The organism is Arthrobacter sp. SlRoot2-15 (assembly GCF_059739345.1).
In genome coordinates this window covers 1,467,596-1,482,314 of sequence record NZ_AP046058.1, presented here as the reverse complement: position 1 = coordinate 1,482,314, position 14,719 = coordinate 1,467,596, and the positions used below count along the sequence as shown (strand labels likewise).

The 14,719-nt window shown below is 69.2% G+C and carries 13 protein-coding genes; 7 read left to right on the top strand and 6 right to left on the bottom strand.

All coding sequences use genetic code 11. The annotated features are described in order from the left end of the window. The first annotated feature begins 1 nt into the window (after position 1). From AC6I9V_RS06695 to AC6I9V_RS06675, 5 genes are all read left to right on the top strand, one after another. Positions 2 to 1,198, top strand: coding sequence for an acyl-CoA dehydrogenase family protein (locus AC6I9V_RS06695; RefSeq protein WP_497898796.1), 1,197 nt, complete (start codon positions 2 to 4; stop codon positions 1,196 to 1,198). A gap of 32 nt (positions 1,199 to 1,230) precedes the next feature. Then, positions 1,231 to 2,007, top strand: a complete 777-nt coding sequence (gene fabG, locus AC6I9V_RS06690) for a 3-oxoacyl-ACP reductase FabG (RefSeq protein ID WP_349413269.1) — start codon at positions 1,231 to 1,233, stop codon at positions 2,005 to 2,007. After that, positions 2,007 to 3,200 carry a thiolase family protein gene (locus AC6I9V_RS06685; protein WP_497898795.1) on the top strand — a complete coding sequence of 398 codons (1,194 nt, stop codon included), beginning with the start codon at positions 2,007 to 2,009 and terminating at the stop codon, positions 3,198 to 3,200. The genes fabG and AC6I9V_RS06685 overlap by 1 nt, the downstream gene beginning before the upstream one ends. Before the next feature lie 2 nt (positions 3,201 to 3,202). Beyond that, positions 3,203 to 3,655, top strand: coding sequence for a MaoC family dehydratase (locus AC6I9V_RS06680; RefSeq protein WP_497898794.1), 453 nt, complete (start codon positions 3,203 to 3,205; stop codon positions 3,653 to 3,655). Between the two features lie 110 nt (positions 3,656 to 3,765). Next, positions 3,766 to 5,142 carry an MFS transporter gene (locus AC6I9V_RS06675; protein ID WP_497898793.1) on the top strand — a complete coding sequence of 459 codons (1,377 nt, stop codon included), beginning with the start codon at positions 3,766 to 3,768 and terminating at the stop codon, positions 5,140 to 5,142. Between the two features lie 13 nt (positions 5,143 to 5,155). Here AC6I9V_RS06675 and AC6I9V_RS06670 read toward each other — a convergent pair whose 3' ends face one another. Both AC6I9V_RS06670 and AC6I9V_RS06665 read right to left on the bottom strand, forming a co-directional pair. Next, positions 5,156 to 5,830, bottom strand: coding sequence for a response regulator (locus AC6I9V_RS06670; protein WP_497898792.1), 675 nt, complete (start codon positions 5,828 to 5,830; stop codon positions 5,156 to 5,158). Further along, positions 5,827 to 8,544, bottom strand: a complete 2,718-nt coding sequence (locus AC6I9V_RS06665; RefSeq protein ID WP_497898791.1) for a DUF4118 domain-containing protein — start codon at positions 8,542 to 8,544, stop codon at positions 5,827 to 5,829. Before AC6I9V_RS06665 ends, AC6I9V_RS06670 begins: the two co-directional genes overlap by 4 nt. Before the next feature lie 169 nt (positions 8,545 to 8,713). Between AC6I9V_RS06665 and AC6I9V_RS06660 the strand changes: the two genes are divergently transcribed. After that, positions 8,714 to 10,690, top strand: coding sequence for an APC family permease (locus tag AC6I9V_RS06660; RefSeq protein WP_497898790.1), 1,977 nt, complete (start codon positions 8,714 to 8,716; stop codon positions 10,688 to 10,690). Positions 10,691 to 10,711: 21 nt separating this feature from the next. On the opposite strand, the gene AC6I9V_RS06655 is transcribed toward AC6I9V_RS06660, so the two are convergent. Together AC6I9V_RS06655 and AC6I9V_RS06650 are read right to left on the bottom strand one after the other, a co-directional pair. Continuing rightward, positions 10,712 to 11,347, bottom strand: coding sequence for a LysE family translocator (locus tag AC6I9V_RS06655; protein ID WP_497898789.1), 636 nt, complete (start codon positions 11,345 to 11,347; stop codon positions 10,712 to 10,714). Between the two features lie 186 nt (positions 11,348 to 11,533). Then, a complete protein-coding gene (locus AC6I9V_RS06650; RefSeq protein WP_013599688.1) occupies positions 11,534 to 11,737 on the bottom strand; it encodes a cold-shock protein in 204 nt (67 codons plus the stop codon). Positions 11,738 to 11,897: 160 nt separating this feature from the next. Between AC6I9V_RS06650 and AC6I9V_RS06645 the strand changes: the two genes are divergently transcribed. Then, positions 11,898 to 12,641 (top strand): glycosyltransferase family 2 protein, encoded by a 744-nt coding sequence (locus tag AC6I9V_RS06645; RefSeq protein WP_497898788.1) that lies wholly within the window; start codon positions 11,898 to 11,900, stop codon positions 12,639 to 12,641. Between the two features lie 22 nt (positions 12,642 to 12,663). On the opposite strand, the gene AC6I9V_RS06640 is transcribed toward AC6I9V_RS06645, so the two are convergent. Both AC6I9V_RS06640 and AC6I9V_RS06635 read right to left on the bottom strand, forming a co-directional pair. After that, a complete protein-coding gene (locus tag AC6I9V_RS06640) occupies positions 12,664 to 13,611 on the bottom strand; it encodes an alpha/beta fold hydrolase (protein ID WP_497898787.1) in 948 nt (315 codons plus the stop codon). A gap of 35 nt (positions 13,612 to 13,646) precedes the next feature. Beyond that, entirely contained in the window at positions 13,647 to 14,669 is a 1,023-nt protein-coding gene (locus AC6I9V_RS06635; protein WP_497898786.1) for an alpha/beta hydrolase, read from the bottom strand. Between the last annotated feature and the right edge of the window lie 50 nt (positions 14,670 to 14,719).

Here is a 14,719-nt window from a genome sequence, read left to right as displayed (position 1 = left end):
CATGACCACCGAACCCGCCGAAAACGGCACCGACTTCTACCTGATGGACGATTTCCTCACCGCCGAGGACCGCGCCCTGCGGCTCAAGGTCCGAAATTTCGTCGACAAAGACCTGCTGCCGGTCATCAACGGTTATTGGGAGCGGGCGGAGTTCCCGTTTGAACTCATTCCCAAGCTCGCAGCCCTCGGCATCGTGGGGTCCACCATTAAGGGGTATGGCTGCCCTGGGTTGAGCCGGCTGGCTGCCGGGATCGTCGCGGCCGAGGTCTCCCGCGGCGACGGCTCGGTCAACACCTTCCTCGGCGTCCAGTCCGGCCTTGCCATGGGCACTATCAACATGCTGGGCAGCGATGAGCAAAAGGAACGCTGGCTCCCGTCGATGGCGACCTTGGAGAAGATCGGCGCCTTCGCCCTGACGGAGCCGGACCACGGCTCCGACTCGGTGGCGCTGGAGACCAGTGCCCGGCGGGAGGGCGACAGCTACATCCTCAATGGCCGGAAACGGTGGATCGGCAACGCCAGCATGGCCGACGTCGTCATCATTCTCGCCCGCGACGAGGAAGACGGCAAGGTCAAAGCCTTTGTCATGGAACGCAGCGCGGACGGCGACTATCCGGCCGGCTATCACACCGAGGTCATCACCGGAAAAATCGGCAAGCGCGCGATCCTTCAGCCGGACATCACCCTAAACAATCTCCGCGTGCCGGCGGACAACCGGCTCACCGGCTGCCAGTCCTTTAAGGACGTCACCCGCGTCCTGACCGCCACGCGCAGCGGTGCTTCCTGGGAATCCCTGGGCCATGCGATGGCCGCGTACGAGGCGGCAGTGGACTACGCGAAGACCCGGCAGCAGTTCGGCAAAGCGATCGGCAGCTTCCAGCTGGTGCAGAACAAACTTGCCAACATGCTCGCCGAGCTTACGGCCATGCAGCTGATCTGCTTCCGGCTCGCAGTCCTGGCCGAAGACGGGCGTATGAGCGGACCCATGGCTTCGCTGGCCAAGATGCACACGGCGCAGAAGGCCCGCTGGATCTGCTCCGAAGCCCGGGACATGCTCGGCGGCAACGGCGTCCTGCTACAGAACCACGTGGCCAGGCACATGACGGACATGGAAGTGGTGTCCACCTACGAGGGCACCGACTCCATCCAGTCCCTGCTCATCGGCCGGGAGATCACCGGCATCTCAGCCTTCAGCTAGATCCGGCTCCCAAAACGACCAAAGGAAACAATATGACCAACTTCATCGACAAAGTCGCCGTCGTGACCGGCGCGGCGCAAGGAATCGGTGCCGCCACGGCACTGAAGCTGGCGGCCGGCGGCGCCACCGTCGTCGTCCTGGACCTCAACGAAGCCGGTGCCAAGGACACAGCGCAACAGATCTCCGCCGATCCGCAGGTGCTCGCTTCCGGCGGCCGGGCCGTCGCGGCCGCTTGCGACGTCACGGACGAAGCCACCGTGGACCGCGTCTTCGCTGACCTCCACCGGGAGTTTGGCAGGCTCGACATCCTCGTCAACAACGCCGGAATTACCCGGGACAACCTCTTCTTCAAAATGGAGCGCCCGGACTGGGACTCGGTTCTCACCACCAATTTGACCAGCGCCTACCTCTGTTCCCGAGCCGCGCAGCGGTACATGGTCCCGGCACGGTCCGGACGAATCGTCTCGCTCAGCAGCCGGAGCGCCCTCGGCAACCGCGGCCAGGCGAACTACGCCGCTGCGAAAGCCGGCATCCAGGGCCTGACGGCCACCCTCGCCATCGAGCTCGGCCCGTTCAACGTCACCGTCAACGCGGTGGCACCCGGTTACATCGCCACCTCCATGACGGCGGCGACAGCCGAGCGGGTCGGCAGCAGCCCGGCCGAGCACCAGGCGGCGGTCGCCGCCCGGACACCGCTGGGCCGGGTTGGCCAGCCGGAAGAAGTGGCCGCCGCCGTGGTGTTCTTCGCCAGCGATGACGCCTCCTACATCTCGGGCCAGACGCTCTACATCAACGGCGGGGCGCGCTAATGCCGGAGGCGTTCCTTGTTGGCGGGGTCCGCACTCCCGTGGGCCGCTACGGCGGCGCTCTCGCCACCGTCCGACCCGACGACCTGGCCGCCCTCGTACTGCGGGCCGCAGTGGACCGGGCGGGCGTCGATCCCGACGGGATCGACGAGGTCATCCTCGGCTGCGTGAACCAGGCGGGGGAGGACAACCGCAATGTTGCACGGATGGCGGTGCTGTTGGCCGGATTGCCCGGTGCCGTCCCCGCGGTCACGGTCAACCGGCTCTGTGCCTCCGGCCTGACTGCCATCAGCATGGCGGCGCAGTCCGTCCGCAACGGGGACGCCGACGTTGTGGTGGCCGGCGGCGTCGAGTCCATGACCCGCGCACCCTGGGTGATGGCGAAGCCGGAACAGCCGTTTGCGAAGCCGGGGGAACTGGCGGACACCTCGATCGGCGCACGGTTCGTTAACCCGCGGATGCAGGCCGGCGCCCGGTTCTCGATGCCGGCGACGGCTGAGGAAGTGGCCGGGCGCGAGGGCATCTCCCGGGCCGACGCGGACAGCTTCGCGTTGCGCTCACATGAGCGGGCGCTGGCGGCGATCGACGCCGGCCGGTTCCGGGATGAGATCGTTCCCGTTCCCGTGGCCGGCCGCCGTGGCGAAATTTCGTGGGTCGACGCCGACGAGGGACCGCGCCGCGGCTCCACCCCGGAGGCGCTCGCGGCCCTGCGGCCGATCGTACGGCAGGACGGCACCGTCACCGCCGGCAATTCCAGTTCCCTCAATGACGGCGCCTCCGCCGTGGTAGTGGCCAGCGGCGAGGCCGTTGCCCGCTACGGGCTTACGCCGCGGGCCCGGATCGTCACCAGCCAAGCGGCCGGGGTTTCCCCGGAGGTCATGGGCATTGGCCCGGTGCCGGCAACGCGCAAGGCTTTGGCGAAGGCCGGCTGGGGCCTGGACGGCGTGGGCGCCGTCGAACTCAACGAAGCTTTCGCCGCACAATCGCTCGCTTGCATGCGCCTGCTGGGGCTTGATCCGGGCACCGTCAACAACGACGGCGGTGCGATCGCCCTGGGGCATCCGCTGGGATCCTCCGGTTCACGGATCGTCGTGACGTTGCTGGGCCGGATGGAACGCGAAAACGCCGCCCGCGGCCTGGCCACGATGTGCGTAGGCCTGGGCCAAGGCGTCGCGATGCTACTGGAGAGGGTCTGATGATGAGGCTGTTTGAAAATATCGCCGAGCTGGAGGGCGTCACAGGACAGGAGCTCGGCGTGAGCGGCTGGCACAGGCTGGAGCAGTCGCAGATCCAGGCCTTCGCCGACGCCACCCTCGACCAGCAGTGGATCCACACCGACCCGGAGCGGGCCGCCCACGGTCCCTTTGGCGCGACCGTGGCCCACGGCTACCTGAGCCTCTCGATGCTGCCGTACCTGGCCGGACAGGTCTACCGGGTCCACGGCGCGGAATCGGTCATCAATTACGGCCTGGACAAGGTCAGGTTCCCGGCCCCGGCCAGGGCCGGTTCCCGGATCCGGGACCGGCTGACGCTGACCTCCGTGACCGGGACGGCTAACGGCCGGCAGCTGAAGGTCCTGCACCGGATCGAGCTGGAAGGCTCCGAAAAGCCGGCCTGCATCGCCGAGACTGTGTCCCTCCTCAGGATTTGAGGCGACTGCAGGGTCCGTCCTGCACCACTGCACGAAACTGCACCAACACCATCCGAACAATGAAGTTGCGGCTGAGCCGGCCTGCCGGCTCCTCACTAGAAAGATAATCCGTGGTTACTGAAAACATGAACGTGAAATACGCAGAGCCAGAGGCAGCGCGTTTTGCTGCCGACCCGGAGGTGTCGCCGGCCGAGCTGCGCCGGACCTCGATCTCCTCCTGGCTCGGCTCGGCGCTGGAATACATGGACTTCACGCTCTACACGCTGGCAGCCGCCTTGGTATTCGGGCCGCTGTTCTTCCCGAACACCGACCCGGCGATGGCCCTGCTGGCCAGCTTCGCCGCCTACGGTTCCGGGTTCCTCGTCAGGCCCCTCGGAGGCATCTACTTCGGATACCTGGGAGACAAGTACGGCCGCAAATCCGTCCTGGTCATCACGGTGGGAATGATGGGGCTCGCCACCCTCGGGATGGGTCTGCTGCCCACGTATGCCCAAATCGGGGTCGCCGCCCCGGTCCTGCTGGTCCTGCTTCGCCTCATCCAGGGTTTCGGCGCCGGTGCCGAACTTTCAGGCGCCTCGCTCCTGCTCGTGGAGTCGGCGCCCAGCGCCCGCCGCGGCTTCTACGGCGCAGTGGTGGCCCTGGGGACTGCAACCGGGGTGTTGCTGGCCAGCGCCCTGTGGCTGCTGATGTCGCAACTGCCGAAAGAGCAGTTCCTGAGCTGGGGCTGGCGTATCCCGTTCCTGCTCAGCGTCGCCACCACGCTCGTAGCGTTGTACCTGCGGCGCACCGTCCACGAATCGCCTGTCTTCGAGGTCGTCAAGCAGCGGCGGGAGGCGGCCCGCGCCGGAGCGAAGCAGCAAAGTGTGTGGCGCGACGCTGCGGATGCCCGGAAGCCGTTCCTGGTGTCCTTGGGCATCAAGCTGGGCGAGAACGGCTCGGTCTACCTGGTCAAAGGCTTCCTCATCGGGTGGACCGTGTCCGTCGTGAAGATGGACGCCAACCTTGTCACCACCGGCGTGACGCTGGGCTCCATCCTGGGGATACTCACCGTCCTGCTGACCGGCAAGCTCACCGATAAGTACGGCCGCAGAATCGTGTGGCTGTGGCTCTCGGCCTTCCAGTTCGCCTTCACCATTCCCGCGATGTTGCTGATCGAAACCCGGAACCCGGTCCTGGTGGCTCTGGTGTTCGTCATCTACATTGGCGGCCCGATCCCCAACATGTACGGAGTGGAATCCACGTGGCTGGTGGAAATGTTCGGTTCCAAGCGCCGGTTCTCCTTCATGACCACGGTCAAGGAGGTCGGCGCCGTCCTCTCCGGCGGGCTGGGCCCCATCCTGGCCGCCGCGGTGGTCGCCGCAACCGGGCCGGGTTGGCTCCCGGTGGCAGGGATCCTGATGAGCTACGCAGCCATCGGCTGGGTCTCCGGTTTCTTCGCCCCCGAAACCCGGGGTAGGGACCTGAACGCCGAGGCGGACGCCTGCTGACGACCGGACCTAACTAGGGCAGGAACCGGTAGCCGATCCCGGCCTCGGTGAGCAGGTGCCGCGGCGTGGCGGCATCTGGTTCCAGCTTGCGGCGCAGCTGGGCCATGTACACGCGGAGGTAGTTGGTTTCCTTGGCGTAGGCCGGGCCCCAGACCTCGGAGAGCAGCTGCTGCTGCGTGATGAGCTTCTCGGGGTTCCGCACCAGCACCTCGAGCATTTTCCACTCAGTCGGGGTGAGCCGGACGTCCTCGCCGTCGCGGGTGACCCGGCGCTTGCCGAGGTCCACGGTGAAGGCATCGGTGGCGACCACCGGCGGCTCGGCGCCGTCGGAGCTGCGGCGCAGCAGCGCCCGCAGCCGCGCCAGGAGCTCGTCCAGCCCGAACGGCTTCGTGATGTAGTCGTCCGCGCCGGCGTCGAGCGCCTGGACCTTGTCCTCGGAGCCGTGGCGGGCCGAGAGCACCAGCACCGGAACCTGGCTCCAGCCGCGGAGTTTTGCCAGGACCGCGGTGCCGTCCATGTCCGGCAGGCCCAGGTCCAGGATGACCAGCGCCGGAGGCGTGCGGGCCGCCGCGAGCAGGGCGGACTGCCCGTCCTCCGCCACGGTGACCGCGTAGCCGTGGGCCCGCAGCGTGATGCGCAGGGCGCGCAGCAGGTAGGGGTCGTCGTCGACCACCAGCACCGCGGTCATGGCAGATCCGTCGGGGATGAAAGGATCGGCGGTGCGTGGTGCCGGCCGACCATGGCCGACTGGGGCTCCAACGGCGCCTGGTCCGACGGCGCCGGCAGCGGCGTCCCCTCGGACAACGGCAGGCTGACCACCATGGTCAGTCCGCCGCCCGGGGTGGCTTCCGCGCTCAGCCGGCCACCCATCGCCTCAGTGAACCCCCTGGCCACCGCCAGCCCGAGGCCGACGCCGCCGGCGCGGCTGGCGTCGTCCAGGCGTTGGAAGGGCCGGAACATCTCCACCACGTCCTCCGCCGGGACGCCGGCGCCGTGGTCGATGATGCGCAGTTCCCCGGCGGGGCGTCCGCCCACGGTTGCCGCGCCGAGGCCGCCGGCGGTGCCGGTCAGCACAATGTCCGAATCCGGGGCGTATTTGACCGCATTTTCGACGATGTTCGCGATCACGCGCTCCAGCATGCCGGGATCGGCGTCGACCTCCGGCATGTTCGCCGGCAGCTCCACCCGGACCCGGTCCCCCGGAACTCCGTGCAGGGAGCCGCTGACCACCTCGTACCAGCGCACCGGCCGCAGGAGCGGATGGACGGATTCCGAGGTGATCCGGGACATGTCCAGCAGGTTCCCCACCAGGGCCTCCAGCCGGTCCGAGCACTCCTCGATGGTCTCCAGCAGCTCCTGTTCCTCTTCCCGGGTGTAGCGGACGCCGTTTTGGCGCAGCCCGCCGACCGCGAGCTTGATGCCGGCCAGCGGGGTGCGGAGGTCATGGGAGACGGCGCGCAGCAGGGAGGTGCGCATGGTGTTGCTCTCGGCCAGGCGCCGGAGCTGGCTCCGGCTCGCCAGTAGCTGCTGGTTCTCCAGCTGGGCCAGCAGGTGCACGCCGAAGGCGCCGAGCAGGCGCCGGTCGCTGGCCGGCAGCACCCGGCCGGACAGGACCAGCCGGGTGCCGGCGTTGATCTGCTCGACGTTGTCCCCGGTGGGGCCGGCGTCCGCGGCGTCCCGGCCCTCAGTCGCTGCCGCAGTGCTGAAATCGCCGACGCCGGCCAGCAGCCGCCACTGCGTGGCTCCTTCAGGCTGCGCCGTGCCGCCGGGCGGTGCGGGGGCGGGACCGGCGTCGGCGTCACCGCCGGCGAGGCCGAACAGCGCCGCGCCGCGGACCTGGAAGACGTCCAGCGCCTGCTCCAGCAGGCCCGTCACGGTGTCCTCGGAGCCGGCGGCGCCGCGGGAGAGCTCGGCCAAGGTGGTCGCCTCGGCCCGGGCCCGGGCAGCCTCCTTGGAGCGCCGGGCGGAGCGGTCGACGACGGCGGCGACCGCGGCGGACACCCCGACAAACACCAGCAGGGCCAGGACATTCTGGGCGTCGCTGATCGCCAGGTTGCCCACCGGCGGCGTGGAGAAGTAGTTCACCAGCAGGCTGCTCCACAGGGCGGCGAGGACCGCCGGCCAAAGCCCGCCCACCAGGGCCACGGCGACGGAACCCGTGAGCTGGACCAGCATGGACGTGGCCAGGTTCTTGTCCGGATTCAGTTCCAGCAGCAGCTGGAGCAGCGCGGGGACAACCACGGCCAAGCCAAAGCCGACCGTGACCCGCAGCCGGCCCAGGTCCTGCTGGCGGTGCCGGCTCATCCCGCTCGGCGCGCTCTGCAGCGGCACCAGGTGGACATCGACGCCCGACGAGCCGCGGAGCACCCGGGCGGCGGTGCCTCCGCCGCGCAGCCCGGTCCTCAGCCGTGCCGCTGCGCCCCGGCGGGAGACGCCGAGCACCAGCTGGGAGGCGTTGACGCTGCGGGCGAAGTCCTGGAGGGCCTCGGCCGGCTCCTCGCCGGTGACCACGTGGTAGCTGCCGCCGAGGCTCTGGACCAGCTGACGTTGCGTTTCGAGCGCCTGCGGGGACTCGGCGACCGCCCCGTCCGCGGCCCGGACATGGACGGCCAGCAAATCGCTGCCGCTGACCCGGTTGAGCAAGCGGGCGCCGCGGCGGATCAGGGCTTCGCCCTCGGCCCCGCCGGCCAGCGCCACCACAACGCGCTCGCGGGCCGGCCAGCCGGCGTCGATCCGGCTCCCCTCCCGGTAGCCGGCCAGCGACTCATCGACCCTGTCGGCCAGCCACAACAGCGCGAGCTCGCGCAGGGCCGCGAGGTTGCCGGGGCGGAAATAGTTCGACAGCGCCGCGTCCACACGGTCAGCCGGCACGATCTTCCCGGCCGCGAGGCGCTGCCGGAGCAGCTCGGGGGAAAGATCCACCAGCTGCAGTTCGTCGGCCCGCCGGACGATCCCGTCGGCGACGGTCTCCGCAGGGCGTATGTGCGTGATGGCGCTTACGACGTCGGCGAGAGAGGCCAGCTGCTGGATGTCCAGGGTGGACAGCACGTTGATCCCGGCGGCCAGCAGCTCGTCGATGTCCTGCCAGCGGTGCCGGTTCCGGCTGCCGGGGGCGTTGGCGTGGGCGTACTCGTCCACGATTGCGGTGGAAGGTGCCCGGCGCAGGGCCGCGTCCAGGTCCAGTTCGTCGACGTCGACCTGCCCGAGGGGCACCCGCCTGGGCTTGATCGATTCGAGCCCGGCCAGCAGTTCCCGCGTGTCCTTCCGGCCGCGGTCGCGGGCAAAGGCGACCACCACGTCCTCGCCGGCGCCCCGGAGCCGGTGCCCTTCCCGGAGCATGGCGTAGGTCTTTCCAACCCCCGGAGCGGCCCCCAGGAAAATGCGCAGCGTTCCACGTGCCATGCAGCCATTCTTCCATTCCGGCCCGGGCCCGGCGGGGGAGCGCGGCGTCAAGGATTCATCAAGATCGGCGCCCGGGTGGGGTCCTGCCCCCGGGCCGCTGCTAGCTTCGCAATTGAGGGGCAGAACGCGGCGCCCGCCCGTCAGAGAGGCGCCGGAAGGAAGGCACACCATGACCACCCTGAGCAGGCCGCCGGCCGACCCGTCGGCGCCGAGGCCCGGCCGCAGGACTGCGCTGCGGAACTGGCTGCTGGTGGGGCTGCAGGACAGCAAGGGCGCGCACCAAGGTCCGCACGGGGTTCGCACCGAGGACGAAAAGAAGCACTCCTGGTGGCAGGTGATGTGCCTGACCGGCGTCGACTACTTCTCCACCCTGGGATACCAGCCCGCCATCGCCGCGCTTGCCGCCGGCGTGATCTCGCCGCTGGCCACGCTGGTCCTGGTGGCCATCACCTTGCTGGGCGCGCTGCCGGTCTACCGGAGGGTCGCCGGCGAGAGCCACCGCGGAGAAGGCTCCATCGCCATGCTGGAGCGGCTGATGCCGCGCTGGGGCGGGAAGCTCTTCGTGCTGGTGCTGTTGGGCTTCGCCGCTACGGACTTCATGATCACCATGACGCTCTCCGCCGCTGACGCGACAGCCCACTTGGTCGAGAACCCGATCAGCCCGGACTGGCTGCACGGCCAAAACGTGGCCATCACGCTGGTCCTGCTGGCCCTGCTCGCCGCCGTGTTCCTTCGCGGCTTCAAGGAGGCGATCGGCGTCGCGGTCGGGATTGTGGGCGTGTACCTGGCGCTGAATGTCGTGGTGGTTGCGGTGTCGCTATGGGAGGTACTGACCCATCCGCGGGCGGTCGGCAACTGGTGGGAAGCGATCTCCTCATCCCACGGGAATCCGTTGCTGGCCGTTGGGTTCGCGCTGCTGGTCTTCCCCAAACTGGCCCTGGGCCTGTCCGGGTTCGAGACCGGCGTCGCCGTGATGCCGCAGATCAAGGGCCACCCGGAGGACACCGAGGAGAATCCGGAGGGCAGGATCAACGGCGCCCGCAAGCTGCTGACGACGGCCGCGCTGATCATGAGCACATTCCTCATCATCAGCAGCTTCACCACCGTGGTGCTGATCCCGGAGAACGAGTTCCAGCCGGGCGGTCAGGCCAACGGCCGCGCCTTGGCGTTCCTGGCCCACGAACAGCTCGGCGTTGGCTTCGGCACCGTTTACGACGTTTCCACCATCGCCATCCTCTGGTTCGCCGGAGCGTCCGCCATGGCCGGGCTGCTGAACCTCGTCCCGCGCTACCTGCCGCGCTATGGAATGGCCCCGGGCTGGGCACGTGCGGTCCGGCCGCTGGTACTGGTCTTCACCCTGATCGGGTTCCTGATCACGTGGATTTTCGACGCCGACGTCGACGCCCAGGGCGGTGCCTACGCGACCGGCGTCTTGGTTCTGATGACGTCCGCGGCCATCGCGGTGACCCTTTCGGCCCGCCGGAAGCGGCAGCGCAAACGCACCGTCGGCTTCGGCGTGATCGCCGTCGTCTTCGTGTACACCACCGTGGCGAACGTCGTCGAACGCCCCGAGGGTATCCGGATCGCATCGGTCTTTATTCTGGGCATCATCGTCATTTCCCTGCTCTCGCGTGCCGGCCGCTCCTTCGAACTGCATGCCACCCACGTCCATCTGGACCGGCAGGCCCTTGAATTCATGTCCGACGAGCTGGAAGGGCCGCTGCAGATCATCGCGCACGAGCCGCTTCGGATGAGCGCGGAGGCGTACCGGCAGAAACTCGAGTCCGCCGTCGAGGTCAGCCACCTGCCACTGGACTACCGGGCCGTGTTCCTGGAAGTCGTCGTCGACGATTCTTCGGATTTCGAAACCGAACTGGAGGTCCGCGGCATCACCCGGCACGGCTACCGGATCCTGGAGGTACACGGCCCCGTGGTCCCCAACACGATTGCCTCCGTGCTGCTGCACATCCGCGACGTGACCGGGCTGATGCCGCACATTTACTTCCGCTGGACCGAGGGTAACCCGGTGACTAACCTGCTGCGGTTCCTGGCCTTCGGTGAGGGGGAAATCGCGCCGGTCACCCGCGAGGTGCTGCGCGAAGCCGAACCCGACGTCACCCGGCGGCCCTGGGTCCACGTCGGCTAGCGGCCCGGCCGGTAATCGCCGCTAACCGGTCACCGCGGACTTCGCCAGGATAGTCCCGCCGACGCCGGCCAGGACGGCACCCGATCCTGCCGTGACCGCCCGGTGCACGCGGGGACGGGCCAGTACCGCGGAAACCCGCCGGATCGCCTGCACCAGCACGAGGTACCACACCAGCGCGGTGAGCAGGAAGATGCAGGCCATCAATGCGTGCTGCGCCAGGGGCGGCAGCGGGCCCAGATCGAACTGGGGGAAGAGGGACAGGTAGAACACGGCGACCTTGGGGTTGAGCAGATTGCTCACCACTCCCTGCAGGAAGGGCGAGCCGCCGCCGAACCGCGGCCGGGGTTCCGCCGCCTTCGGCTGGCTTCGGCGCGGCCCGAAGGCCTCCCGCAGGGCGCTGATCCCCAGGAAAAGCAGGTACGCGGCACCGGCGATCCGGACGGCGGTGCCCAGGATTTCCGATGCCGCGAGGAGCGCCGTCACACCGAGCACGGCAAGAAGGGCCAGGACCGTGTTGCCGACCATGATCCCGCCGGCAGTCGCCGCGGCGGATCCGGGGGCCCGGTGCGCGTTCTTCAGCACGAGGGCAAAATCGGGGCCGGGGACCACCACCACCACAACGCAGGTCAGCGTAAAGGCCAGGACTTGTTCGACCATCAGGGCTGCTTCCGGAAGGAGTGGATCACGGTACGGGCCGGCTTTCGCCCGCCGCCATCACAGTGTAGCCGCGGCTGCCGGACCGGCGCGGCCCGGAAACACAACAGCCCCTCCGGAGAGTAACTCCGGAGGGGCTGAGTGGTCTTCTAGGAGAAGTGTTCCGGCAGGCCGGGCCTTCCTGAAAGCTTAGAGCGGGCGGATGTTCTCAGCCTGCGGGCCCTTCGGGCCCTGGGTGACGTCGAACTCGACCTTCTGGTTCTCGTCCAGCGAGCGGTAGCCGCTGGACGCGATTGCCGAGTAGTGGGCGAAAACGTCGGCCGACCCGTCATCCGGGGCAATGAAGCCAAAACCCTTTTCGGCGTTGAACCATTTAACTGTGCCTGTAGCCATGCCTTTATCCTTCTGAAACGCTGCTGATCTCCGGGGGCCACGCAAGGCCAACGGCTGCGGAGACATTCGTCCGCTGTCCCCAACGTACGGGGCGCGGCGCCCCGGTGCAAGAGTCTGACTACGGGAGTTAATCCCGGGCGGCGGCTATAGTCGGCTCACCATGTCAACAATCTCGGTGGTCATTCCCACCCGGAACGACGCCCGGCCCCTGGCGGTCTGCCTCGAGGCGCTCGCCCGGCAGAGCCGCCGCGCCGACGAGGTCATCGTGGTGGACAACGGCAGCACGGACGCCACGGCCGAAGTCTGCGCGGCCGCCGGGGTGCGGCGGATCGCCGTTGAGGTGCCCGGAATCGCGGCGGCCACGGCCCTCGGTTTCGACGAGGCCCGTTGCGCCGTGATCGCCAGGCTGGACACGGATTCAGTCCCGCCGGTGGACTGGCTGGAACGCGTGGCGGCCATCCTTGAGCGCGCCGGGCCGCTGTCCGCCGTGACCGGCCCCGGAGATTTCTACGGCGGGAGCCGCTTTGCGCGCTGGGTGGGCCGCAGCGTCTATATCGCGGGCTATTTCTGGGCGGTCGGGCTGCTGCTGGGGCACCCGCCGTTGTTCGGCTCGAACTTCGCCCTGCGGGCCGAGGTGTGGGAACGGATCCGCGGCGCCGTCCACCGCGGCCTGCCGCCGGTCCACGACGACCTCGACATCTCCTACCGGATCCCGCCCGAGGTGGCCGTGATCTGCGACCCGGCGTTGCGGGTGGGAGTCTCGGCCCGGCCGTTCGAGAGCTGGCACGCCGTCGGGCGCAGGCTGGCGATGGCGTGGACGACGTTCGGCGTCGAGTTCAGCTCCGAGCCGCCGCTGCGGCGGCGCCGGCGACGGAGGCAGTGGGAACGCCGCCACCCCCGGTAGCCGCGGCTTCGCTGGTAAGTGCTCAGCCGGCGTCGGCGTAGAGCGCGAGCAGGTCCCGGCTCATCTGGTGCGGGGAGGTCTCGCTGGGGCTGTGGCCGCCCCGGTAGACGGCGATCTTCGCGCCGATCGCCTGCGCGAAGCGGCGGTGCAGCGCCAGCGGCCAGAGGTCGTGTTCGCCGACGGCGACCAGCTTCGGGAGTGTTGCCGCGGCCAGGACCGGCCGGAGGTCCGGGGCGTGCTGCATCAGTGCGAAGATGTCGCTCACGGACTTCCGGCGGGTGAAGCCGAACCGGTAGCGCACAAAACGCATCCGGTTCGGCGCCACCTTGACCACGTTGCTGCGGATGCCCCAGATCATCAGGGCCGCGCCGACCCGGCCGCTGGCCCAGCCGCTGAACCGCCCGATCCGCTGGACTCCGCGGAAGCTGTTCCCGGGTTCGGGCGGGCAACTGAGCAGGGTCAGGCTGCGGAACAGTTCGGGCCGCTGGGCGAACGCGACCTGGGCAACGATCGCGGCGAAGGAGTAGCCGACGACGTGCGCGGCGCCGTCGCCGGCCTGGAGCAGGGCGATCAGGTCGTCGGCGAAAAGCTGGTAGTCGTAGTGCTCCCGCGGCGGCTCGAGGTGTTCCGGCCCGGCGCCGGCCGACTCGTACTGGCCGGCGATGTCGCAGCTGAGCACAAAGTAGCCGGCGGCCGCGAGCCGGGGCAGCATCAGCGAGAAATCTTCCTTGGACCCGGTGGCCCCCGGGATCATCAGCACCCGCGGATTGGCCGGATCGCCCAGCGACAGGGTCGCGAGCGTGCCGCTCGGGGCCCGGAATTCGCCGCGGACGGCGCCGGGCGGCGGGTCGAACCAGTCGACGTCGGCCAGGGCGGCGTCCAGCCGGGCAGCCTCGTCGATGAGCCCGGACCCGAAGGCCCCCGGGTCCGGCTCCGGTGCGCCCGGAAGATTGCGGCCTGTTGACGCCATGGACTAAACATAGACCCCGGCTCCGGCGCCGGTCCTCAGGCGCCCGCCACCCGGCGCACGAAGGCGTGCAGGCGGCGGTACACCTCCTGAGACTCGGGGTGGCGGGAGTCCTGCTGCCAGGTGTGCTCGGTATTGGCGGCGTCCCAGCCGTAAATCAGGGTGTCCACGGGCACCCCCTGTGCCCTCAGGCGCTCGATGAAGTTGAGGTTGGCGGTGTAGAAGAAGTCGCGTTCCGAGGTGGTCACGAACACCGGCGGAAACCGGGCGTCGAGCCATTCGATGGGGGACAGGGCTCCCGCCGCGGCGCGCAGTTCCGCCGTGCGGCGGCGGCCGCGGCGGCCGGCAACCCGGGGCAGCAGCATCCTGACGAAGTCCAGGCTGAGCACGAAACCCTTGTCGAAGAACACGGAGAAGTCCACAACGCTGCAGTGCTGCACCAGGCCCCGCAGGCTCGAGCCCGGGGTCGCCGGCGTCAGGGCGTAGTGGCCGGCCAATTCCGGGCGGAAACTGGCCGCGGTCAGGAGGGCAGCGATCTGGCCGCCGGCGGAATCTCCGCCAAGGACAATTCGCGCCGGGTCGCCGCCGTAGTCCGCAATGTGTTCGCGGACCCAGGCCAGCGCCGCATTGGCGTCCTGGAGGACGTGGGCCATGTGGAAGCGCGGAGCCCGCCGGTAGTTCACGTTGACCGCCACCATCCCGCCCGCGGCCTGGCTCGCGCAGTACTTGGTCAGCGCTGCCTTGTCTCCCGAAGTCCAGCCCCCGCCGTGGAAATAGACGTAGACCGGCAGCGGACCGCTGCGTTCCGCCCCGCCGCCGGCCGGGGTGATCACGTCCAGGCGGTGGGCCCGGATACCGTCCCCGACAAAGTCGAGGTCGTGGAGGTAGTTGACGCCGGTCACCGGCTCGGCGTTAAAACGCTTGCGTTCACCGGGGCCCAGCGAATGCATCAGGGCCCGCCAGGCCCAGACCGGGACCCGGCGCAGGACGCTGCGTGCGCGGCGCGCCAAGCCGAAGGCGCCCACTGAGGGCTGGTGGGGTGGCCGGGGCGCCGGGGTCATGCTCCAATTCTAGCTGGCACGGTTGTGCTACGACGGTCAGGGCAGCCTGC

Coding starts and splice junctions, on each gene's coding strand:
- AC6I9V_RS06695 (WP_497898796.1), top strand. CDS start 2: ATGACCACCGAACCCGCCGAAAACGGCACCGACTTCTACCTGATGGAC.
- AC6I9V_RS06655 (WP_497898789.1), bottom strand. CDS start 11,347: ATGGTCGAACAAGTCCTGGCCTTTACGCTGACCTGCGTTGTGGTGGTG.
- AC6I9V_RS06685 (WP_497898795.1), top strand. CDS start 2,007: ATGCCGGAGGCGTTCCTTGTTGGCGGGGTCCGCACTCCCGTGGGCCGC.
- fabG (WP_349413269.1), top strand. CDS start 1,231: ATGACCAACTTCATCGACAAAGTCGCCGTCGTGACCGGCGCGGCGCAA.
- AC6I9V_RS06635 (WP_497898786.1), bottom strand. CDS start 14,669: ATGACCCCGGCGCCCCGGCCACCCCACCAGCCCTCAGTGGGCGCCTTC.
- AC6I9V_RS06660 (WP_497898790.1), top strand. CDS start 8,714: ATGACCACCCTGAGCAGGCCGCCGGCCGACCCGTCGGCGCCGAGGCCC.
- AC6I9V_RS06670 (WP_497898792.1), bottom strand. CDS start 5,830: ATGACCGCGGTGCTGGTGGTCGACGACGACCCCTACCTGCTGCGCGCC.
- AC6I9V_RS06665 (WP_497898791.1), bottom strand. CDS start 8,544: ATGGCACGTGGAACGCTGCGCATTTTCCTGGGGGCCGCTCCGGGGGTT.
- AC6I9V_RS06650 (WP_013599688.1), bottom strand. CDS start 11,737: ATGGCTACAGGCACAGTTAAATGGTTCAACGCCGAAAAGGGTTTTGGC.
- AC6I9V_RS06640 (WP_497898787.1), bottom strand. CDS start 13,611: ATGGCGTCAACAGGCCGCAATCTTCCGGGCGCACCGGAGCCGGACCCG.
- AC6I9V_RS06645 (WP_497898788.1), top strand. CDS start 11,898: ATGTCAACAATCTCGGTGGTCATTCCCACCCGGAACGACGCCCGGCCC.
- AC6I9V_RS06680 (WP_497898794.1), top strand. CDS start 3,203: ATGAGGCTGTTTGAAAATATCGCCGAGCTGGAGGGCGTCACAGGACAG.